Source organism: Syntrophomonas sp. DTU019 (genome assembly GCA_913757435.1).
Lineage (GTDB): Bacteria > Bacillota > Syntrophomonadia > Syntrophomonadales > Syntrophomonadaceae > DTU019.
This window is the reverse complement of record CAJYDM010000002.1, coordinates 57,051-78,150: the sequence shown is the minus strand read 5'-3', so window position 1 is coordinate 78,150 and position 21,100 is coordinate 57,051. Positions and strand designations below refer to the sequence as shown.

At 44.7% G+C, this 21,100-nt stretch carries 18 protein-coding genes; 13 read left to right on the top strand and 5 right to left on the bottom strand.

The window, feature by feature from the left end; translation table 11 throughout:
- Positions 1 to 83: 83 nt before the first annotated feature.
- From AC15IQ_RS06080 to AC15IQ_RS06060, 5 genes are all read left to right on the top strand, one after another.
- Entirely contained in the window at positions 84 to 3,350 is a 3,267-nt protein-coding gene (locus AC15IQ_RS06080; RefSeq protein ID WP_483177863.1) for an RNA-dependent RNA polymerase family protein, read from the top strand.
- A 373-nt stretch (positions 3,351 to 3,723) separates the two neighbouring features.
- On the top strand, positions 3,724 to 8,538 hold the full coding sequence (locus AC15IQ_RS06075; RefSeq protein WP_483177861.1) for a RecQ family ATP-dependent DNA helicase: 4,815 nt from the start codon (positions 3,724 to 3,726) through the stop codon (positions 8,536 to 8,538).
- 196 nt (positions 8,539 to 8,734) lie between these two features.
- Positions 8,735 to 9,010, top strand: coding sequence for a type II toxin-antitoxin system Phd/YefM family antitoxin (locus AC15IQ_RS06070; RefSeq protein ID WP_483177859.1), 276 nt, complete (start codon positions 8,735 to 8,737; stop codon positions 9,008 to 9,010).
- Positions 9,003 to 9,320, top strand: coding sequence for a type II toxin-antitoxin system RelE/ParE family toxin (locus AC15IQ_RS06065; RefSeq protein WP_483177858.1), 318 nt, complete (start codon positions 9,003 to 9,005; stop codon positions 9,318 to 9,320). Before AC15IQ_RS06070 ends, AC15IQ_RS06065 begins: the two co-directional genes overlap by 8 nt.
- 69 nt (positions 9,321 to 9,389) lie before the next feature.
- Complete coding sequence (locus tag AC15IQ_RS06060; RefSeq protein WP_483177856.1) at positions 9,390 to 10,163, top strand: tyrosine-type recombinase/integrase; 774 nt, start codon at positions 9,390 to 9,392, stop codon at positions 10,161 to 10,163.
- A 278-nt stretch (positions 10,164 to 10,441) separates the two neighbouring features.
- On the opposite strand, the gene istB (AC15IQ_RS06055) is transcribed toward AC15IQ_RS06060, so the two are convergent.
- Positions 10,442 to 11,188 (bottom strand): IS21-like element helper ATPase IstB, encoded by a 747-nt coding sequence (gene istB / locus AC15IQ_RS06055; protein ID WP_483177854.1) that lies wholly within the window; start codon positions 11,186 to 11,188, stop codon positions 10,442 to 10,444.
- On the bottom strand, positions 11,178 to 12,737 hold the full coding sequence (gene istA / locus AC15IQ_RS06050) for an IS21 family transposase (RefSeq protein WP_483177853.1): 1,560 nt from the start codon (positions 12,735 to 12,737) through the stop codon (positions 11,178 to 11,180). Before istA (AC15IQ_RS06050) ends, istB (AC15IQ_RS06055) begins: the two co-directional genes overlap by 11 nt.
- 225 nt (positions 12,738 to 12,962) lie before the next feature.
- On the opposite strand from istA (AC15IQ_RS06050), the gene AC15IQ_RS06045 reads away from it, so the two are divergent.
- From AC15IQ_RS06045 to istB (AC15IQ_RS06015), 7 genes are all read left to right on the top strand, one after another.
- Entirely contained in the window at positions 12,963 to 13,226 is a 264-nt protein-coding gene (locus AC15IQ_RS06045) for a type II toxin-antitoxin system Phd/YefM family antitoxin (RefSeq protein WP_483177852.1), read from the top strand.
- Positions 13,223 to 13,537: a type II toxin-antitoxin system RelE/ParE family toxin gene (locus tag AC15IQ_RS06040; protein ID WP_483177850.1), complete on the top strand. Its 315-nt coding sequence runs from the start codon at positions 13,223 to 13,225 to the stop codon at positions 13,535 to 13,537. Before AC15IQ_RS06045 ends, AC15IQ_RS06040 begins: the two co-directional genes overlap by 4 nt.
- A gap of 311 nt (positions 13,538 to 13,848) precedes the next feature.
- Complete coding sequence (locus AC15IQ_RS06035) at positions 13,849 to 14,259, top strand: hypothetical protein (protein ID WP_483178608.1); 411 nt, start codon at positions 13,849 to 13,851, stop codon at positions 14,257 to 14,259.
- Positions 14,252 to 14,470 carry a type II toxin-antitoxin system HicA family toxin gene (locus AC15IQ_RS06030; protein ID WP_483177848.1) on the top strand — a complete coding sequence of 73 codons (219 nt, stop codon included), beginning with the start codon at positions 14,252 to 14,254 and terminating at the stop codon, positions 14,468 to 14,470. Before AC15IQ_RS06035 ends, AC15IQ_RS06030 begins: the two co-directional genes overlap by 8 nt.
- Positions 14,471 to 14,709: 239 nt before the next feature.
- Positions 14,710 to 15,174 (top strand): VanW family protein, encoded by a 465-nt coding sequence (locus tag AC15IQ_RS06025; RefSeq protein ID WP_483177846.1) that lies wholly within the window; start codon positions 14,710 to 14,712, stop codon positions 15,172 to 15,174.
- A 155-nt stretch (positions 15,175 to 15,329) separates the two neighbouring features.
- Positions 15,330 to 16,886 carry an IS21 family transposase gene (gene istA, locus AC15IQ_RS06020; protein ID WP_483176949.1) on the top strand — a complete coding sequence of 519 codons (1,557 nt, stop codon included), beginning with the start codon at positions 15,330 to 15,332 and terminating at the stop codon, positions 16,884 to 16,886.
- Positions 16,843 to 17,592 carry an IS21-like element helper ATPase IstB gene (istB, locus tag AC15IQ_RS06015; protein ID WP_483176950.1) on the top strand — a complete coding sequence of 250 codons (750 nt, stop codon included), beginning with the start codon at positions 16,843 to 16,845 and terminating at the stop codon, positions 17,590 to 17,592. Before istA (AC15IQ_RS06020) ends, istB (AC15IQ_RS06015) begins: the two co-directional genes overlap by 44 nt.
- Before the next feature lie 85 nt (positions 17,593 to 17,677).
- Here the strand turns inward: istB (AC15IQ_RS06015) and AC15IQ_RS06010 are convergent, their stop codons facing one another.
- From AC15IQ_RS06010 to AC15IQ_RS06000, 3 genes are read right to left on the bottom strand one after another with little or no spacing between them, the layout of a single operon-like run.
- The gene (locus tag AC15IQ_RS06010; protein WP_483176941.1) at positions 17,678 to 18,478 is read right to left on the bottom strand and encodes an ExeA family protein; all 801 of its coding nucleotides are present in this window, start codon (positions 18,476 to 18,478) and stop codon (positions 17,678 to 17,680) included.
- Positions 18,471 to 19,826 (bottom strand): DDE-type integrase/transposase/recombinase, encoded by a 1,356-nt coding sequence (locus tag AC15IQ_RS06005; protein WP_483176942.1) that lies wholly within the window; start codon positions 19,824 to 19,826, stop codon positions 18,471 to 18,473. The genes AC15IQ_RS06010 and AC15IQ_RS06005 overlap by 8 nt, the downstream gene beginning before the upstream one ends.
- Before the next feature lie 49 nt (positions 19,827 to 19,875).
- Positions 19,876 to 20,382, bottom strand: a complete 507-nt coding sequence (locus tag AC15IQ_RS06000; RefSeq protein ID WP_483176943.1) for a DUF6431 domain-containing protein — start codon at positions 20,380 to 20,382, stop codon at positions 19,876 to 19,878.
- 51 nt (positions 20,383 to 20,433) lie between these two features.
- Between AC15IQ_RS06000 and AC15IQ_RS05995 the strand changes: the two genes are divergently transcribed.
- The gene (locus AC15IQ_RS05995; RefSeq protein WP_483177844.1) at positions 20,434 to 21,090 is read left to right on the top strand and encodes a VanW family protein; all 657 of its coding nucleotides are present in this window, start codon (positions 20,434 to 20,436) and stop codon (positions 21,088 to 21,090) included.
- Positions 21,091 to 21,100: the final 10 nt, after the last annotated feature.

The window sequence follows — 21,100 nt, the reverse complement described above, 5'->3', positions numbered from 1 at the left end:
TTTCCGGCGTGGGAGAGGTCAAGGCTGCGCGATACGGAAAGGAACTTTTAGAAGATATTCTTATTGGATGAAGGGGATTGGCCATGAATAACGACTGTTCAACAAAAGAGTGGGTCAAGAAAGCTTACAAAAAACTCAAAGGCAATGTGTATTTTGATAAAACACGACTCCCGCTGATTCATCAGCTTGTATCCTTTGAAAACGAGAGTCTAGAAGAAAACCTTGACAAAATAGTAGAAGTTCTCGAACAGAACGACGATAAATGGAAGGATTATGTAGAAGATATCACCAGCAAAATTGATGTACTAGTCTATCCCAAAAAGCTTCACTCTTGGCCGGAAAATCAGGTGATTTTCAATGCAGACAATGAGCCGATTGAGATGGAAAAGGCGCAGTACTTTATTGATTTGCCGGTAGGTGGACATATTCTCGGTACTATATGGGTGCTTACCGTCGGTGCGGAACTGGATAATCGTAATGACACAGATAACCTGCTCATGTATGAGCATTCCTATGGAAACCGCCTGCGCAAGAATCTTTACAACGCTGACAGTGGAGATATTACTTACTCCCCTTATTTGTTTGAACCTTATTTCTCCCAGTATGAAAGCTGGCGGGATACTGCTTTGTCATATGCAAAGGAACGACTAGATAACAAGCAGGATGCGTTGATTATAACGCTTGACCTGCGTAGCTTTTTCTACGGAGTGCATTTTCCTGAGGATAGCTTTGACAGAATTTTTCAATTCGCTTCACATAACAAAGAACTCCCTGTCTGGGCAAAGCAGTTACACGACTTCGTTTATCGTGTCCTGAAGGAGTATTCTCAGAAGGTTCGTGAGATAAATTCTGACCCAGAGCTTCCTTTGGGTGAACGTGTATTTCTACCTATTGGATTTTTGCCATCGAACATCCTTTCAAACTGGATACTAACCCCTTTTGACGAGGCTATCAATCGACGATTTAATCCGGTGTACTACGGAAGATATGTAGACGATATTATCATAGTAGACAAGGTGGAAAAAAATAGTCCCCTGCGCAAGCGAGCACATGGAAAGAGCACGGATGGCTCCAAGCTTACAGCCCAGGATGTAATCGAATACTATTTCTGCTCCTGCTCTGAGGTAGAGAAGATGCCAGATGTCTGCAAGCAGATTCAACTCTTTCTGCCGCTGGAATTAGATGAAATGACCCCTTCACAGAAAAGGACATTTGAAAAAAAGCAGGAAGCAAGCAAACAGGAATATAGTAATCAAGAAAACTGCGACAAGTATCAAGGTATAGGTTATCGCATTAACCCGGCTGTTTTGCTGAAAGACAGTACATCAACGGTTAAGCCGGAAATCCAAATTCAAAATGATAAGGTAAAGGTATTTTACTTCCGAGAAGGAGCGACCAGGGCTCTGCTTGATTGCTTCCGCACTCAAATCGGGCAGAACGCCAGTGAGTTTCGCTTTTTGCCAGATATGGATCATATATTGGGGAAAAACAATTATAGCGAAATTTTCAAGATGCAAAATGATGAGACCCTACACAAGCTGCGCGGTGTCACAGGTGTTTCTGTGGATAAGTTTTCTTTATCTAAATTTCTTGGAAAATACCGCAAGGCCGGCAGTATGATACGTGATAAGAAGGAAAGCGCTTTCGACCGAGATTTGCTGACCATTCTAAACAAGCGCACTCTTATCGAAAACTATACGCTTTGGGAACGCCTTTTGGAAATAATGATCGTCAATGACCGCCTAGAGAATTACGAAAAGCTGGTAATAAATATCATAGATGCTATTGCTGCATATAATGTCCCGCCTGAGCTCATCAAAGTGCCGGAGAACCAATCCCGTCATGCACTGGTTTTATATCTGAACGTAGCTGTTTGCCGTACTACGGCTCTATACTGGGGACCTAAAATAGATGACGTTTTGAAACACATTCAAGATGCTGTAGGGAAGGTATTCCAAAATGAAGCAACCTTGTTCCATAAAGTAACAGAGCTACGCACTCAATATTGCCGCAGTCGCATGGTTAACAAATACGTATTGCCACTACCCATTGGATGGCTGAAAGAAAATGTATTTACACAGAAGGATAAAACTATCAATCTGTGTCATTTGGAATCTTTCATTGCTAGCGTCGACTGGACAAAGATGTCGAAAAGCTATGTGTACTTCCCTTATATGGTAACACCACAGGAAATCTCATACGCTTTCGCATGTAAAAATATCGCCGCCGGGAAAGAAATTGCTTCGCCTGGCGAACAATGGGCTCACATTCGAGAACGCTATTTACTTGATAATTATTGTATAGAGAAGGATACGAGCAAGATATCTGAATTTGAAAATATCAAAGTTGAAAAGATCCATAACAGAGCTAAACCATGTTATGCGGTATCTGTTGATACGCCAGCGGCCAAAAAGATCAAAGTCGCCATCGGGAATGCGAGACTATATGAAAATGATTTCAAGCTGGCGCTGACTGGAACCCCCAATCGATCCTATGAAAGATATCAACAGGTTTACAATCTGTTAAAAGAGGCACTTGTGCTGAACGTAGATCTGCTGGTACTACCGGAAAACTTTCTTCCATGGGAGTGGATTCCTAATATTTCTAGATTGTGCGCATACAATCAAATGGCGCTAATTACAGGCGTGGAGCATATTCTCTCGCCCAAGGTTGAGGGCAGACAACAGCAAGTTTATAACTTGACTGCAGTGATTCTTCCGTATCGCAAAGATGAGTATAAATTTGCCCATATCGTTTACCACCAAAAGGCTCATTTCTCTCCAGAAGAAAAACGAAAAATCAAAGGATACCGATTGGAACCACTTCATGGTAACGAGTATCAGTTGTTTCATTGGAAGGATCTGTGGTTCTCCGTTTATTGCTGCTTTGAGTTGGCATCCATTGAAGAACGTGCGCTATTCCAATCCTTCGCGGATTTGACGGTGGCCGTTGAATGGAATCGAGATATTCCTTACTTTGGTAGTATTATGGAGACCTTGTGCCGGGATTTGCATTGTTATTGTATCCAGGCCAACTCTTCCGACTTTGGAGATAGCCGGGTCATATCTCCCACCAAAGCCGAGTTGAGGGATTTAATTAAAACAAAAGGCGGAACTAACCATTCGATTCTGGTAGATGAGATCAACATAGACGCTCTGCGTGATTACCAGCGTAAGGAATACGAACTGCAGCGAGACGACGGTCGTTTTAAGCCAACTCCTCCTAATTTCGATCCAAGCATCCCTGAGCTTAAGCAGAATGGTAGGCTTTGGAACTATTTAAAGCAAATTAATGAGATGAATACATCTCACTTACAACCGGGTAACCGCAAAGCCGAAACGATTGCCTGATTGACGCAAGAATTCCAATGGCGATATTCCACATGTAGTAGAAGGGATTACTGATTCTGTTAAGCAAGTAGCTGAACACAATCATATGCAGTTAATATTAAATTCTGACATAAGTCGATTGCTAAGCCAGCACCCTGTGTATTTTAGCGAGATATGCATTGAAGATAGAGAACGGTACTCTATTGAGCAGCTTAGGCGCGAGGTTAAGTACGATTAGTAGTTATAAAATTAAGAATCAGTGTGTCGTAGAACTAAAAACAGCCGTATGGTGACCGTGTTTTAGAATTTTATCGATAATATTGCTGTAGGAATGGACGTACGTAAGGATATTGAGATGCAGATTTAATTGTGGAACTACTAGGGTGGTGAACCTATGAAACCTATCACTTTCATTGATACCGAGGTTGAGCCCAATAGCGGGAAGATACTAGACCTTGGCGCGATCAAGGGTGATAATCGTACGTTTCATTCCACTTCAAGCTCTGATTTTGCAGCATTTTTGCGGGGCTCGGAGTACATATGCGGTCATAACATCTTCAAGCATGATTTAAAATATATACGGCCTATGATGACTACAGCCGGGATTGAAGAGCTTCGGGTATTAGATACGTTGTATCTCTCCCCCTTGATGTTTCCGAAGAAACCTTACCATGCCCTTCTAAAAGACGATAAACTACAGACCGACGAACTAAATAATCCTTTAAATGATGCCATCAAAGCCAGGGATCTGTTCTTTGACGAGGTCACCGCTTTTAACCTAACCGATGATTTATTAAAACAGATCTATTATGGACTCCTGGGGAATGAAGAGGAGTTTCGATCCTTTTTTGAATTCGTTGGATTTGTGTCAACGGAGAACAATATTGAGGGCATGATCCGTCAACAATTCCAAGGCCGGATGTGTGAAGGGGCCGATCTGGAGAGGCTTATTGCCGAACACCCGGTAGAGTTGTCTTACTGCCTGGCCCTAATCAATACCAACAGCCGCTATTCCATTACGCCGCGCTGGGTAACCAGGAACTACCCTGATATAGAGAGGGTAATGTACATACTGCGCAGCAAACCCTGTATAAAGGGCTGCGCTTACTGCAACCAGGCACTTGATGTCCATGCAGGATTGAAGAGGTTTTTCGGCTATGATTCCTACCGAACATTTGACGGGGAGCCTTTACAGGAGAAGGCTGTACAAGCGGCTATTGACAACCGATCGCTTTTATCAATATTTCCTACCGGTGGCGGCAAATCGATTACTTTTCAGATCCCGGCATTGATGAGCGGTGAAAATACCAAAGGTCTGACTGTGGTAATCTCTCCTTTACAGTCGCTCATGAAAGACCAGGTTGACAACCTGGAGAAAATGGGCATTACTGAGGCAGTGACCATAAACGGGTTGCTCGACCCGATTGAACGGGCAAAGTCATTCGAACGGGTAGAGGAAGGCTCTGCTTCGATACTCTATATTTCCCCGGAGTCCCTTCGCTCCAAGACTATCGAACGTCTGCTCTTAGGCAGGAATGTAGTACGTTTTGTAATTGATGAGGCGCATTGCTTTTCTTCCTGGGGGCAGGATTTCAGGGTTGATTATTTGTATATAGGTGATTTCATCAAATCATTACAAGAGCAGAAGAACCTGGCCGATAGCATTCCGGTGTCCTGCTTCACTGCTACCGCCAAACCTCAGGTGATAGAAGACATCCGCCAGTATTTCAAAGAGAAACTCAATCTTGACCTGGAGTTATTCTCTACTAGAGCAACTAGGCGCAACCTGCGCTACAGAGTGTTTCATAAAGACACCGAAGAAGAGAAGTATAATACCGTTCGAGATTTGATTCAGGAAAAGAACTGCCCCACCATTATTTACGTTTCACGTACCAGGAAGGCTTATCAATTGGCAGAGAGGCTGACGGCCGATGGCTTTTCCGCTAGACCCTATCATGGCAGGATGGATAATCGCGAAAAATCTGAAAACCAGGATCTGTTTATAAGTGGCAAGGTACAGATAATGGTGGCCACATCGGCTTTTGGCATGGGAGTGGACAAGAAGGATGTCGGCATGGTAATCCACTTCGAGATATCCGACTCCCTGGAAAATTACGTTCAGGAAGCCGGCCGGGCGGGGCGGGATGAGAGTATATCCGCCGATTGTTTCGTTCTGTTTAATGATGATGATTTGAGCAAGCACTTTATCCTTCTCAACCAAACCAAACTCAGCATTCAAGAAATCCAGCAGATATGGAAAGCGATTAAAGATATCACCAGATTTAGGGCTACCGCTTCCCGGTCAGCTCTGGAGATCGCTAGAAGAGCTGGATGGGACGATAATGTGAAAGAGATTGAAACCAGAGTCAAAACCGCTGTTTTGGCTTTGGAACAGTCTGGGTATATCCGGCGCGGCCAGAATATGCCCCGGGTGTACGCTGACAGCATCCAAGTGAAGACTGCTGAAGAGGCCATTAACCGCATAAACGCATCGCAAAGGTTTGATGAGAAACAAAGGGTAAATGCTATACGAATTATCAAGAAGCTGATTTCAAGCCGAAGCAGGCAGCAATTGGATGATTCACCGGAAAGCAGGGTTGACTATATCGCAGATCACTTGGGCTTGGAAAAAGAGGAAGTGGTCGATGCAGTTAATCTGCTGCGCCTGGAGAAAATACTGGGCGACAGAAAAGACTTAACAGTCTTTATCAGGAAGCAAGACAACGCCAACCGTTCTCGGAATATATTGAAATCATTCCACCGCATCGAAAGGTTCTTAGTTTCAGATATGGTAGGAAGCGAAGAAGAAGTATTTAATATCAAGAAACTGAATCAGGATGCCCAGGAAACTGGCTGCAATGATACCACCACCTCAAAAATCAAGACTATCTTAAATTTATGGGCTATAAAGCAATGGATAAAGAAACAGCATGTCTCCACGAACCATATCGCGGCCAAGTTTATGTATGACCAGGATGAATTTGTGAAGCTAGTGGCCAGGCGCAATGATTTGGCAGACAATATAGTTGAGTATTTTTACCAGCTCAGCAGTGGGGAAGAGACTAGCTCGAATGAGGTTCTGGTTGAGTTTTCCCTGTTGGAACTGAAAGAGCATATAGATAATCAAATAGGGCTTTTCGATAGAGAGGTCGGCTTAAAAGAGATTGAGGACGCACTTTTTTATTTGTCAAGAATAGAAGCCCTTACCATTGAAGGCGGCTTCCTGGTAGTCTACAACGCGCTCACTATAGAACGACTGGAGAAAAACAATCGCAAGAATTATAAAAACGAGGACTACTCGAAGCTCAACCAGTACTACCAGAATAAAACCCAGCAGATTCACATTGTCGGAGAATACGCCCGCAAGATGCTGGAGTCGTACAAAGCCGCCCTGGAATTCGTTGATGATTATTTCCGGCTGAACTATAATACCTTTTTGACTAAATATTTTAAGGGGAATCGAAAAGATGAGATTAATAGACCCATTACACCACAGAAGTTCAGAGAGGTATTTGGCCAGTTATCACCGCTGCAATTGGAAATCATCAATGACAGTAAATCAAAGTACATAGTAGTGGCAGCCGGACCGGGGAGTGGCAAGACCAGGATTCTGGTGCACAAGCTGGCTTCCTTGCTTTTCATGGAAGATGTCAAGCACGAACAATTACTGATGGTGACCTTTTCGAGGTCTGCGGCCACTGAATTTAAGAAACGCCTCATTAAGCTGATCGGCTCTGCTGCCCATTTTGTTGAAATTAAGACCTTCCACTCTTATTGCTTCGACTTATTGGGACGGGTTGGCACTGTGGAAAATTCGGCAGATATCATACAAGAAACGGTTAAAAAGATAAAGAACGGGGAAGTGGAGCCCAGCCGAATTACCAAGACAGTCTTGGTAATCGACGAAGCCCAGGACATGGATGCAAACGAATATGCCTTGGTTGAGGCTTTGCTGGAGCAGAATGAGGACATGCGCCTGATTGCGGTGGGAGATGATGACCAGAATATCTATGAGTTCAGAGGGGCCAGCTCGAAGTACCTTAAAATGATTCTGGAGGACAAAGGTGCGGTCAAGTACGAATTGGTAGAGAACTATCGCAGTAAAAGCAATCTAGTTGACTATACCAACCAGTATGTAAAAAGGATACCGTACAGATTAAAAGAAACCCCGATAATAGCGCAGCAAAAAGACAATGGCACCATAAGGCTGATACGGTATAGCAGAAATACTAACCTGATCACTCCGCTGGTGAATGATATCCTGTCGGCGGAACTGACCGGATCGACCTGTGTATTAACCAATACCAATGAAGAGGCCCTGCAAATAACCGGATTGCTTATGAAAAACGGGATGACAGCGCGGCTGATTCAAACCAATGATGGATTCAATCTATACAACCTCTTGGAAATAAGGTTTTTCTTGAACCGGCTGCAGATGGATGATGGCAGCTACACCGTTAGCGATGATATGTGGGTAAGAGCTAAATGGGCACTGAAGCGAAAATACGGCGATAGTGCCAATTTCGATATAACTGCCAATGTCGTCAAGGATTTTGAATATACCAACCCAAGTACAAAATATAAGTCCGATTTGGAGATGTTTATCCGCGAATCCAAGCTGGAGGATTTCTTCGGTTTCAACAGGGAGACTATATTTGTTTCAACTATACACAAAGCCAAGGGACGCGAGTTTGACAACGTGTTCTTGATGCTGGACCATTTCAACACCGGTGCGGACGAACGCAAACGCCTGCTATATGTGGGCATGACCAGGGCAATAAGGAATCTGACCATTCATTGCAATGGGAACTATCTCGACAACATCAAAACTGAGGGCCTTAATATTTGCTTCGACTCCAAGCAATATGTGCATCCGGCTCATCTGGCCATGCAGCTTACTCATAAGGATGTTTGGCTGGATTTCTTTATACCCCGCCAGAATATGATTAATGGCCTAAAAAGCGGCGATGTGCTGAGCTTTGACGGGGAATGCTGCCGCACTGCCAAAGGGGTGCCGGTAATAATGGTATCTAAACAGGCAGCCAGGGAAATTGGTGCTTGGATCAGTAAGGGCTACCGACCTAAGGACGCCCAGGTGAGATTTATTGTGTACTGGCAAAAGGAAGACTCGGAAGACGAGATTAAAATCGTTCTGCCTGAAGTGCATTTTGAGAAGGCAGGCGATTTGAAGTTCGCAGGTCTACAATAAGATCAATGGTTCGATTTACAAAAGATGCGGGAATCCCTTAAAGCCAAGGATGATGATATCCAGGTAATCAAATCCGAAAAATGTTTTTGCTTCTGGGGGAGAATTATCAAAGAGATCGACGACAAACAAAGCAGTTGATGACATAGCATGATAAACATATAATATTATTATAATTATACTATGAGGGGTTGATCCCGTGCAGATTAAACCGTCCGCAAGCATCCGGCAGAACTATAATGAGATAGCTGATTTGTGCAGGTCTACCGGTGAGCCGGTGTATCTTACTAAAAACGGCGAGGGCGATCTGGTGGTGATGGATATAGAATCGTTTGCCCGCCGTGAAAAAATGCTGAAGCTGCGGGAAGAACTGCTGGCCGTAGAGGAAGATCGTCTGGCCGGTCGTGCCGGAGTAACGCCAGATGAACTGGACAGCTATCTGGATAGCATTATTGATGAGGCGGAACATGGATAGAAAGCCTCATTATAAGGTGATTGTTTCCGAACGCGCCCGTCAAATGCTGGCGTGCCAGGTCCGGTTTCTGGCGCAGAAAAGTCCCACCGCCGCCCGCAAAATCAAAAACGATTTGATAGGTGCCATCCGTACCCTCCATCACATGCCGGAACGTTTCCCTTTTCTGGAGGCCGAGTTTATTCCGCCAAACAAATACCACAAGATGTTCATTGAAAAATGGTATCTAATTTTATACCAAATCAAGGATCAGACAGTGTACGTTGAATATATTGTGGATTGTAGGCAGGATTACAGGTGGCTAATGAGGTAGGTTTCAGAAATAGCCAATTCCTTCCAAATACATAAGATGTACTATCATCTGCCAAAGAGGGGATTGCTGATGAATTACCGGGTTTGTTTTGCTGCCTACCTGCGGCTGCAGGGCCGCAAGGAGTCTACTGTCAAGAGTTATGGCCGAGCTCTGGCTGAGTTTGCCACTTATTGCGGCAGCCAAAAGAAGAATGGCGGCCTGTTAAAACAGTTTAATCCCCATAAATTGCAATCTTACAAAGACAATCTCTTATACGACCGGGATCTGCGTCCTTCCACCGTAAACCGGCGCTTGTCGGCCCTGTCTGCTTTTGCTCGTTTCCTGCTGAGCAAGGGATTACTAAAAGGCAATCCTTTGGAACTGGTTTCCCGCGCTGGCCGCGAGGAAATAAACAAAGAACAGATGCAAAAGGCCTGGGACGGGGTCCAACGCCTGCGTGCCGAAGTCCACCAGGATGTTATTAATATACGGGATCGCGCTGTGGTGGAGCTGCTTTACGCTGGCCTGTCGGTACGCGAACTGTGCAGCCTCAGATATGAGGTTGGCTGGAATGCTGATTCTGACTCCATAGCTGTGGGTGAGCGCCGGGTCTCTCTGCATGCCAGGGCCTGCCTGGCTTTGGAACATTACGGAATTCTCAGGCCGATACTGCGGGGCGACTACCTGTTTGTAGGATCTGGTCCGGGGTGGTCGATGAAGCCGGGACATATATATGCCGTGATTCGGAGATTGGCCCGAATGGCCGGAGTGAAGAGTGGGGTGGGGGATCTGCGCCGGGCTCGTTATGCCGGTGAGGTTCATGGATTTGAACCGGCCAGAATACTTGCTGCTGTTGCCGCATAAAGCACCAGGGAGTGTGTGAAGTAAAGTACTATTTACACAATATACAATGGGGTGAGGCAGGTGAGTTTTAAAATCATACTTGACGGCACATTGAAGCCGCACCAAAGTATCTATGGGGACGGGTAAAAGCCAAGGCCATCTTCTCACATGGACATTGAATATTACGAGTTTCCAGAGCCACCTAATCTCCTAAAAAAGAGCCACTCAATCTTTTACATAGAGCCACTGTGTTGATGGTGGGAGCCACCCCTTAGGATGGCTCCAGAAGTATGTTCATATTATTCTGGTATTCGTCGTTTTCTCTGACGCATGGAAACATCTCCATCAATTATCATGGTATATGCTGATGGGATGATTCTATCCAGTATGGAATCGGCCAAGGCACCTCCTCCCAGTCTTTCATGCCAACCTTCAGGGACAAACTGAGAACAGATGATAGTAGATGATTGACCGCAACGGGATTCCATCAGTTCGAGCAAATCTCTCTGTTCAGAATCAGAGGTGGGAATCAGCAGGAACTCGTCCAGAATCATCAGGGAGTATTTTTGATACTGCTTCATGAGCTGTTGATACTTCCCCTGGACCCTTGCTGCTTCAAATTCGCTGAACAGTTCAGGTAGGCGGATGTATCTCGTTTTATAACCTGACTGACAGGCATTGACCCCAAGGGCATTGGAAATAAAGGTTTTGCCAGATCCAGTAGCCCCTATGAGGATGACATTGAGACTCTGACGGATAAATTCATTATCGGCCAGACTTTCCAACAGATCACGGTTCAGATGCCGGTCTGGAAGATACTCAATATTTCCAAGAAAAGCGGATGAGTTCACAAATTTGGCATTCTTAATCAGACGCCGGATGTTGTTGTTATGTCTGGAATCATATTCAGCATCTGCTAATAGCGCTAACCTTTCGTGGAAAGACAATGACTGATACTCTATCTCATTCTCAACCTGCTTTTGGTAAGCTTCAGCAAATGCAGGAAGACGCATGTTCTTCAGCTTTCTTAATGTCTCATTCTTCACGGCTTCCACCTCCGTAATAGCCAGCCCCTCTTACGTAGGCATACTTGTTAGATGCTGATGATGAAAAATGTGATTGGGAAGCACCTTTATCCTTTTTGTCTTGACCGGATTCCAATATCAGTCTAATATTTTTATACCGGGGGCTGGGAATCCGGATAAGTGCTATTCTACATGCGTTTTCCAGGCGTTCAGGCGAGTATTTATCTGCCAGTTTCAACAGGGACAGGCAGCCCTTATAGGCCTGTTCCTCTACCCGGTATGAATCAAACAGTTTCTGCACAACATCTTTTGTAGAATCCCCAATGCCTGTAGCCCATTTCAGGAAACGTGCAGAGTCCCACTCACTATATAGCTGATGATTTGCGGGCATATGATCAATGACCGTGGAATACTGCCCACGCATTCCATAAATTCGCTTGTGGCTGCAAATACGGGAACCTTTGTAGAAGACTTCAATCACGTTTTTGGTGTATCTTACATCCACTTTTTTCTTGACGTACTCATAGGGAATCGAGTAGTTCTGGTAATCTACCGCTATGTGGTAATTCAGCTGAACGGTAGCAGTTTTCCATTGTGCAAACTCATACGGGTATTGGGGCAATGGTGGCATGAATGGAAGCTCTTCTTCCATGAATACAGAATACCGGCTACCCTCTCTTTTCTGGAATTCATTGTGATTGAAACGATCCAGTTCTTTCCTAATTGCTGCATTCATCTCATTGATATTAAAGAACTGACGGTTACGCAGTTTGGCAATTATGTGGGATGTAACTTGTCCCGCAGTCCCTTCCACAGCAGCTTTGTCCTTAGGTTTGAGTACTCTGGCAGGAAGAATGGCTGTCTGATAATGATCTGCTAATTCCTGATAAGCACGATTAACGATGGGATCTTCATATTTTTTGTTGCTGAGTATCCCCGTCTTGAGATTATCTGGGATAAGCAATCTGGTGGATGCTCCGAAATACTCATACATGCTAATATGCACATTGATCCAGTCTTCCTCTTTCATGGTAAGACAGGCTTTTGCAAAACAGTACATGCTGAATGGCAGTGTGGCGGCAAACAGATAAACCTTAGAGCTTTTCCCGGTCAACTTGTCGTAAAGAGGCAAGGGTGTACCTACCCAATCCACCATCAGTTTATCTCCAGGTTTATGTTTGATATGCAGGGTAAGACTGTGCTTGTTCACGTATTCCTGGTAAAGTTTGCAGAATTGGGAATACATGTACGGAGGCTTTTCTGAACGGCGGCAGGTATCCACATATTCTTCCCATAGAAGCTTTAATGTTACACCGCTTTTCAGAAGTTCCTTATGGACATAATCGTAATCAGGATTAACAAGAACCGGCACTTGTGATTCCTCTGGGAACAACTGCTGATGAAGTTCCTGATCGTTTAAGGTATTCAAGGAATCCTCGGAAACCGGATGTTTCTCAAATGCCTTAAACACCTTTGCTACTGTGTTTCTGGATACCCTCAAGGTATCTGCAATTCTTCGCTGGCTATAGCCCTTTGTGCGAAGCTGCAAAATTTGTTTTTCCTTGGACATAAATATGTCCTCCCTTCGTAAGTATTACGGCGTTACCGCAATTTCATTGTAATACTTACGATAGTGGCTCTCTATTGCGGATTTCTTTTTGAAAACCAATGGCTCTCAACTTCGGATTATGTGGCTCTACGTATCGGATTCACTGGCTCAAAACCGTCGGAATACTCAGACATCATATCAATATATTGATAAAATATGCATATAATAATGGCGGAGGTGCATTCCATGCCGAAAATAGTGCCCAGCTCTGAGCTCAGGAATAAGTACAACGAAATCTCTGAGTTCTGCCACAATTATTCCGAGCCGGTATATATCACAAAAAATGGACAAGGCGATTTGGTGGTCATGAGTATTGACGTTTACGAAAAGCTGGTGGGTCGGTTTGAACTTTACAAACTGCTGGACGAAGGATTGGATGCCCACAAGAAAAACAAGGTTGTGCCGGCTGAGGATGTGTTTGAAAAAGTTATCAGCGGGATTCCCAAATGAAGCACTATAAGGTCATGATGACCAAACCGGCAGCGGAAGACTTGCAGCAAATAGCACACTATATTGCCATAGAGCTGCGGGAACCGGTATCAGCACAGAGGTTGGTCGATAGAATTAAAGACCAGGTGATGAGTCTCGCTGAAATGCCGACCCGCCACGAGTTGGTGGCAGATGGGAGTCTGGCCTCTCAGGGTATACGCAGACTGGTGATAGACAACTACATTGTGTTCTATATCATTGCTGAAAAAGAACGGACAGTAACCATTATCAGGATATTATACGGCAGACGTAATTGGGAGCAGCTATTGTAGTGTTATCTGCCGTGACAGGGGGCCGGGTGCAAACTATCGATATTTTATGACATTCTGGGGTTGGTGGTTCAACCAGGCGGATATGTTTTGGAATACTATATTGGCTCTTCTTTGCATGGCTTCCTGAGTTGCATAACCGATATGGGGCGTCAGGACCGTAGATTTGGCCCTGAGCAGTGGATAATCGCTGGGCAGAGGCGGCTCTCTATTTTTACACGCTTCCCTCATTCGAGACATTCCCGGCATAATCCGTTCTGCCATTGCGTACACTATGTACATAATATACAATGGAGGTGAGGCAGGTGAGTTTTATGCAAACAATACCGGCGACGGATATCAGAAAGAATTTTTCGTCTGCAATCGATAAAGCAGTAAGAGAGAAACCGGTGGCATTAAAAAGAAACCGGGACAAACTAATGCTGCTCTCCAATGCACAGGTTTTAGGGTTGCTGAAAGGGTACAGATTTAAGCCGATTTATAGTGCTGAAGAGGATGGTTCGGTCACTGCGATCCTGGAAGGTTTTGATCTGGCTATTAATGCTGCAGACCATGCACAGGCAGTAACCAGGTTGGCCGAGGAATTAATAGAATACGCCCAGGAATACTACGATCAATTCCAACTGTATTTCGCTTCTAATAACCGCCGGCAGCATTACCCCTATATTCTTAGAGTATTGCTGGCGGAGGATCTGGACGAAGTAAAGGGATTAATCGATGCCTAGTTGGAGAGATTTGAAGAGATTCTGCGAAAGAGACGGGTGGGAACTTTATAAAACCACCGATCATTGGTTTTATCGAAAAATCATGCCTGACGGCACATTGAAGCGCACCAAAGTTTCGATGGGGACGGGTGAAATCAAGGGCCATCTTTGGAAAGAAATCATTAAAAGGCAGCTTCAGGTATCAGAAGAAGACTTTTATAAAAAAATTTAGTTCAAAGACTCTAATTGGGGTCTATTTTTTATGTTAAGGAAGCACGGGATCCGTGCTTCTTTTACGTTTAATCAGGGGTGATACAGAAGAGGCAAAGGAGGCAGCAGCGAAAACGAAGGGGTCTTTGACAGATGGGGACGTTCCTTTTTTGTCATGTGGCCACCTGTCATCCAAGGTCAATTATGGACCGCCATATTGGGCACACTGAATATAACCAAACTTATCTGGAGGAAAGCGTTGTGCTGAAGAAGATTGTCCTGGTTTTAGGTGTTTTTATAATTTTAATCCTCACCTTTAGTTTTGCATTTAAAGAAACAAATAAGATCAGTACCAAGAATATATCCGAGACTGAACCCGTAAATGTTAGCAATCAGGCTGCGTCGCCTGTTTCATCGGGGCCAGTAGCGGACGTTCCCTGGCTGAATGATGAATCATTCCAAAAGGCTCAGGCCCAGTATAATACCCCGGTTCTGTTGGCCGCTTTCTGTACGGTCTTGCATGATCCTTTGCCAGGGGAAGAACACAATGTGCACCACGCTGCTCAAATTCTAGCCGGAACGGTAGTAAAACCGGGGAAAGTATTTTCCATGAACAATACTATTGGCCCTTATAAAAGTCCCCAGGGATTTCGAGCCGGACCGGTATACTGTTACTGCCACCCCATAATGTCCGGTGATAGACGGTGTAATTTGGCCAAAAGTTGACGGATGTGCTGACCGTTTGTAAACGGTAAAATAAAAGGGAGAAAAATTGGCCACTAAAAACGGAGAATATTTACCTTAATGTTCCAAACCAGCTAAAATTGTAGGGTAAAAGACTACAATTATGCGAGGAGAGGAACCAGGTGAAGGGGTGGCCGATGTATCAAGAATTACAGCAGCTAAAGGAGATGGGGCTTAATAAATCACAAGTTCAACGGCAGTTGGGCATAGATTGGAAAACAGTTGATCGTTATTGGGAGGTGACGCCAGACGAATATGACGAAATAAGAAAAAACACAAAAAGAACCAGAAAGCTTGAAAAATACGAAGAACAAATTGTGAGGTGGTTACAGGAACATCCCGACATGTCATCAGCACAAATACAAGATTGGCTTAAACAGCATTATTTAGATTATCAGGGAAAGGAGAGAACGCTTAGACGATTTATCAGGAGTTTACGGATTCAGTATAACATTAAGAAGCCTATTATCCAGCGTCAATACCAAGCAGTGGAAGAACTGCCCATGGGTTATCAGGCACAAGTAGATTTAGGTTTTACCACCCTGGTAAATACCCAGGGGCAGCGGGTAAAGCTCACAGGATTTGGGCTGGTTCTCTCACACAGCCGTTATAAATATGTTGAATGGGACGATAAGCCACTTACAGCAGCCAGATTCATACAGGTGCATTATCGGGCCTTTGAATACATAGGAGGGGTGCCAGAAGAAATTGTGTACGATCAGGACAGGCTCCTGGCTATAAACGAAAACTTTGGGGATATCATATACACAGCAGAATTCGAGAGATTCCGGCAGCAGATGGGTTTTAAGATATATCTTTGCCGCAAAAGTGATCCGGAGACCAAGGGCAAAATTGAGGCAGTTATCAAATATGCCAAAGGCAACTACGCCAGGCACCGGATATTTGACAACATTCAAGCATTTAATCAGGGGTGTATAGAATGGCTGAACAGAACAGCAAACGCCAATATACATGGCACAACAAAAAAGGTACCGGCAGAAGTGTTTAAAGAAGAACAAAAACACTTAAAACCGATACCGACCATAATTAATCAACCTGAAGAAATTATAACAAGACAGGTACGCAAAGACAATATCATTTGGTACAACAGCAACCGATATACTTTGCCCCTGGGCACTTACCATCCTGAAAGAGAAGTGAAGATTAAAGCAGACCAGGGCATACTAATCGTTTTTGACCTTGAAACCGATGAAGAGCTGGCCCGTCATGAAATATCTCTGGATAAAGGCCGATTGATCAGGAATAACAATCATAAACGCGACCATTCTGCCCGGATAGCCGAATTATATCAAGATACCCTGGCCAATATGGGAGGAAGTGAAATAGCAGCTGTTTTCCTCGATGGTATTCGTAAAGAAAAACCCAGATATGTTCGTGACCAGTATAATCTCATTATCCAAACGATTAAAAATTACTCTTTGGAAACAATATCCCAGGCATTAGATTATTGTGTGGAAAGGAGTATTTTTAGCGCAGTTGAATTCAAGACCGCCCTGGAGTATTTTGCCCAGCAAAACAACAGCCCGGCGGAAACTATACTTGATACGTCTGCCATACCTCTTGCCTATCGGATTAAAACCGAGATCAGAAATATTAGCGAATACGCCGCTATTTATGGAGGTATGAGTATTGAACAAGGCCGAAGAAACCAGGACTTATTTAAGAAGCCTTAACCTTTCCTGGTGCAGAGACAACCTGGATCAAACCCTGCAGACAGCAAGCAGTACCGACATATCCTATCTGGATTTTCTTAACCGGCTGCTGCAGGGAGAGATAAACTACCGTGAAAAAAGATCTGAAGAGCGCCGGATGAAGATGGCGGGGTTTCCCTTTGTTAAAAGCATAGATGAATTCGATTTTGCATTTCAGCGTTCTATTACCCGTAAACAGGTTAATCAATTGCTGGATATGCAATGGATTGAGAAGTTCTACAATCTGATTTTCCTTGGGCCTCCGGGAGTGGGGAAAACTCATTTGGCTGTAGCTATCGGGCTTGAGGCTGTGAAAAAAGGTTACAAGGTAAGCTTCGTAAATATGGATGATTTAATCAAGCATCTTAAGCTGGAAACTACCTCAACCCGGAGCCGCCAGAGGATGAAACGGATCATGGCTTCAGATTTAGTGGTAATTGATGAGATAGGTTTTGTCCCCATTACCAGGCAGGAAGCTAATTTGTTTTTTCAATTGATATCATCACTTTATGAACAGACGGCCTTAATAATAACTTCAAACAAGGGTTTTGAAGACTGGGCCGAATTGATGGGAGACCCGGTTATAACTACCGCTATCCTGGATCGAATCGCTCATCATAGTGAGATATTCAATCTGACCGGCGACAGTTACCGCCTTAAACATCGAGATTCTATACTAAGACTGTAGTCCTATGGAAAATTATTGGCCAAAATTTCTCCAAAATACTTGACCGCTTACACCGTTTGGGCAGCCCCTTAAGGGGCAGGGAGAACTAACTCAATTCTCCCTGAACAACTAGCTTAACCATATGATCATCAATAATGTTACGTTTGTTCTGAGCTCCATAAAGCAGACAATGAGTGCAGACCTTGTTAACCATTCGCGCTGCTCCACTTGAAAACTTGAATATCTCATCAACAGCGTTATCAGAGAAAATATCATGTTCGGCACCGGCATAAGCCAGGTGTCTTTTTACATATTCGCCAACCTGAGAGCGATCCAGGTGAGGCAGCTTGCATTGTATGTCGATGCGTTGCCTGATGGCCGAATAGGACTGAAGCTTAAGCCTATCCCAGAGTTCATTCTGGCCTACCAGAATCAAAGCCATCGGGCTTTTGGCGTCCATTTTGAAATTCAACAGGAACCTGACTTCTTCCAACATCTCTTTGTCCAATAGATGGGCTTCATCCACGATAACCACGGGCTGCAGGTGGTGGATACCCTGCATCAGTTCGATCTCTTTATGTAGTTGCCGTTTAGCGTCTCCCCGGTAGAATTTAGCCTCACAGCCCAATTGCTCTAATAGGCCTTTGTAGAAATGCCGAGGTGTTAACTTGGAATCAGCCAAGTACATCACCATATACCGAGATGTGTCCAGGATTTCTTTAAAGCACCTTATGGTAGTGGTCTTACCGGTTCCACAGTCTCCGGTTAATACTGCAAACATCTGCCGCTGGGCGGTGTACTCAAGCCTCCCCAGGGTTTCTTCCAGCAGGTGTGACTGATACAACTGATCAGTGGGTATATCCCTGGAAAAAGGTGTCTTTTGGAGACCATAGAAACTTTCAAACATGCCCTTCGCCCTCCTTGCTTACTGAACGATAGGAAACGGCGGGGGTATAGTTGTCTTTGCGCTCCTGGTGCTTAATAGCTGCTGCTTGGAGCAGCCTTGATGAATCAGTGGGTTCTTTCTGCATGAATTCGGGTAAGGGCGGTCTCTTACCCGCCCGTTCTCCAATCACCAGTTGCCGGGCTTTAAAGGGCTGGTGTCCTTCATATTCGATGGTAAGTTCACTAATATCTGCCGGATCGAAGATGACATCGACTTTGCAGCCGATAAAAGTCAGACCTACTTCGTATTTTCTGCTTTCAAAGCTGATACAGCCTGATTTATCTACCTTTCTTTCCTCACAGTGCATAAATGCACTGGCTAGTATTTCCGGATCAAGGTATTTCAAGGTCTTACGGTCACTCTGGTATGCCACTGCCGGACTAAGCTCACCCTCTATTCCGGAATGAGGCTTGTGCTGGTAGCATTCCTCCAGCCAGACTGTGAACAACTGATTTAATCTGTCTAAGGTTTGTGGTTCCTCTAATCTGGCCTCTGCTAAAAATGAGTCAACCACCCGGTTAAAACGTTCAACTTTGCCAGTGGCTTCGGGGGAATAGGGTTTTGCAAACAGTAGCCTGATTCCCATCTTGGCACAGGCTCGATTCATCCATTTGTTGCGGTACTGACCGCCGTTATCAAAGTATACTTTTTCCGGAACGCCGTATTTTAGGATGGCTTTCTTGAAACAGTCTTCAACAATTATTTGGTCTAATACCGGGTAGAACTCACCATGCAGAATGAAGCGAGTAGCGTCATCCACAAATGTAACCAGGTAGACTTGCTTCTTTTTACCTTCCTTGCCGATGGGCAGGTAGGGCCCGTATTTTATGTCAGAATGCCAGAGCTGGTTACGGTATTTCTGCTGATAACGTCTGGCAGCTACACCGGTACCGGTATACATGCGCATTTGCCGACTACTGTAACCTCTCTGGGCTAACTTTTCCTGCAGGGTGCTACGCTTGATCTGTCCTGGCTGAACTAAGCCCTCCCACTCCATGATCTGAATGATTTGGGATATGCTGCGACTGGGTACTTGGCGGCGCAGCAATATGGCCTGCTCCAGGACGTTAATGGGAACTGCTTCTTCGCTACACCGTTTGCCTCTGCCTTTGGGCTTTAGTCCGTTAAATCCTTCTTTCCTGTACAGGTCTAGATACCTGCGTAAGGTGCGCTCGGATATCCCGGTCTGTTCACATATCCGGGTTTTGATTACCTTAGCCTGTCCGGCATCCAGGCCTTCAGCAAGGAGTGGGGCCAGCATATGCACCCGCTGGGCCGCTATCTCTTCTGCCTTCTTGTCATTTCTCAATGCTCAAGCCTCCTTTTTAAGCTTTAACATTGAGTTTACCTTTACACTTTTATGGACAAAACGCTGAACGGGTATGTGACCATAAATTTAAATTGGCTATGGGTTTGACAACTCTGGCCAGCCAACCGGGTGCATCTCCTACATGCTGCCAGATCCTGTGGAGCTTGGACGGGGGAAGGCTGGATAAACCTCCCACAGATTCCTTTAGATCATACCTTAGGATTATTGATGTCAGGCAACTCTGGAAGTAGTCAGCTCTTTCAAAAAACCAGTTCTGCCACCGCTTAAGGGTAGACTCATCTGCAATTACACTCATCTGTCTTTCCTCGGTAATTGTAGTTTCTATACTCTCCCGCACATGGTGTTTGTAAGGAACTAATATATCCGGAAGTTCATGATGAATCCTTTTGCAGTCAACACATCTCAGTCTACGAATACTCAAAACTATCTTGTTTCCATGGGTATTGATACAGCTTCTTTTGCGGCTGCCTATCACCTTTAATCCCCCGCTGCAGCAGGGACAAGGAATCTGCTCCAAGCTCCTAACAGAAAACACCCTTGGAAGGGTTCTCTATCAGCTCATATTTTGATACAATAACCATACTTGGTGTGGACGTCTCTGGTGCTTCTGTTGGTCGCATTAGCACATTTATACAGAGGCGTCTTTCCTTTCTGTATAATATGGTCATTATATCCAGCTATTTTTGGTCAGGCAACTCCGTCAGCTTTTGGACGGGTTAGGTTGGCTTTAACAGTATACATCGGCTCCGAACTGAGAACCACGGTGGGAGGGGGAGTCTGTAAAATGGCTTCAACTCTATACAATGTTGCCATATTGTCAAATTTGCCGGTTATAGAACGACACCCCCACAGTATGCCGGTGCCCTATGTTCCATATGGGCAGGATGCCACCGTGACCACCGGTGTTGCCGATATCAGGTTCAAAAATGACCGCCCCACCCCCATATTGATTTGGGCGCAAGGCGTGGATAACAGATTGTATGTGGCGTTTTATGGCCAGGAGCCGGCTCCTGCGGTCGAATGGCACCATGAAGTACTCGAAAAATACAGCACCAGGGTGGTTTACCGCCATAACCCATCCCTCCCCAAAGGGACCGAAAAAGTGGTAGTACAAGGGATGGATGGGGCTTTGGTTAAAACCTGGATCACTATAAAAAACGGGGATGGAACTACTATAGTAAAACAGCTGGGTGTTGACTCCTATAAACCGCTTCCCACTGTGGTGGAAAGACACAAAGCCTAGATTTGGCAGA

What these genes read in the sequence shown, in the direction of transcription:
- istA (WP_483176949.1), top strand. Translation starts at nt 15,330, where the DNA reads ATGTATCAAGAATTACAGCAGCTAAAGGAGATGGGGCTTAATAAATCA.
- AC15IQ_RS06065 (WP_483177858.1), top strand. Translation starts at nt 9,003, where the DNA reads ATGGATAGAAAGCCTCATTATAAGGTGATTGTTTCCGAACGCGCCCGT.
- AC15IQ_RS06060 (WP_483177856.1), top strand. Translation starts at nt 9,390, where the DNA reads ATGAATTACCGGGTTTGTTTTGCTGCCTACCTGCGGCTGCAGGGCCGC.
- AC15IQ_RS06080 (WP_483177863.1), top strand. Translation starts at nt 84, where the DNA reads ATGAATAACGACTGTTCAACAAAAGAGTGGGTCAAGAAAGCTTACAAA.
- AC15IQ_RS06030 (WP_483177848.1), top strand. Translation starts at nt 14,252, where the DNA reads ATGCCTAGTTGGAGAGATTTGAAGAGATTCTGCGAAAGAGACGGGTGG.
- istA (WP_483177853.1), bottom strand. Translation starts at nt 12,737, where the DNA reads ATGTCCAAGGAAAAACAAATTTTGCAGCTTCGCACAAAGGGCTATAGC.
- AC15IQ_RS06010 (WP_483176941.1), bottom strand. Translation starts at nt 18,478, where the DNA reads ATGTTTGAAAGTTTCTATGGTCTCCAAAAGACACCTTTTTCCAGGGAT.
- AC15IQ_RS06075 (WP_483177861.1), top strand. Translation starts at nt 3,724, where the DNA reads ATGAAACCTATCACTTTCATTGATACCGAGGTTGAGCCCAATAGCGGG.
- AC15IQ_RS06045 (WP_483177852.1), top strand. Translation starts at nt 12,963, where the DNA reads ATGCCGAAAATAGTGCCCAGCTCTGAGCTCAGGAATAAGTACAACGAA.
- AC15IQ_RS06035 (WP_483178608.1), top strand. Translation starts at nt 13,849, where the DNA reads ATGCAAACAATACCGGCGACGGATATCAGAAAGAATTTTTCGTCTGCA.
- AC15IQ_RS06040 (WP_483177850.1), top strand. Translation starts at nt 13,223, where the DNA reads ATGAAGCACTATAAGGTCATGATGACCAAACCGGCAGCGGAAGACTTG.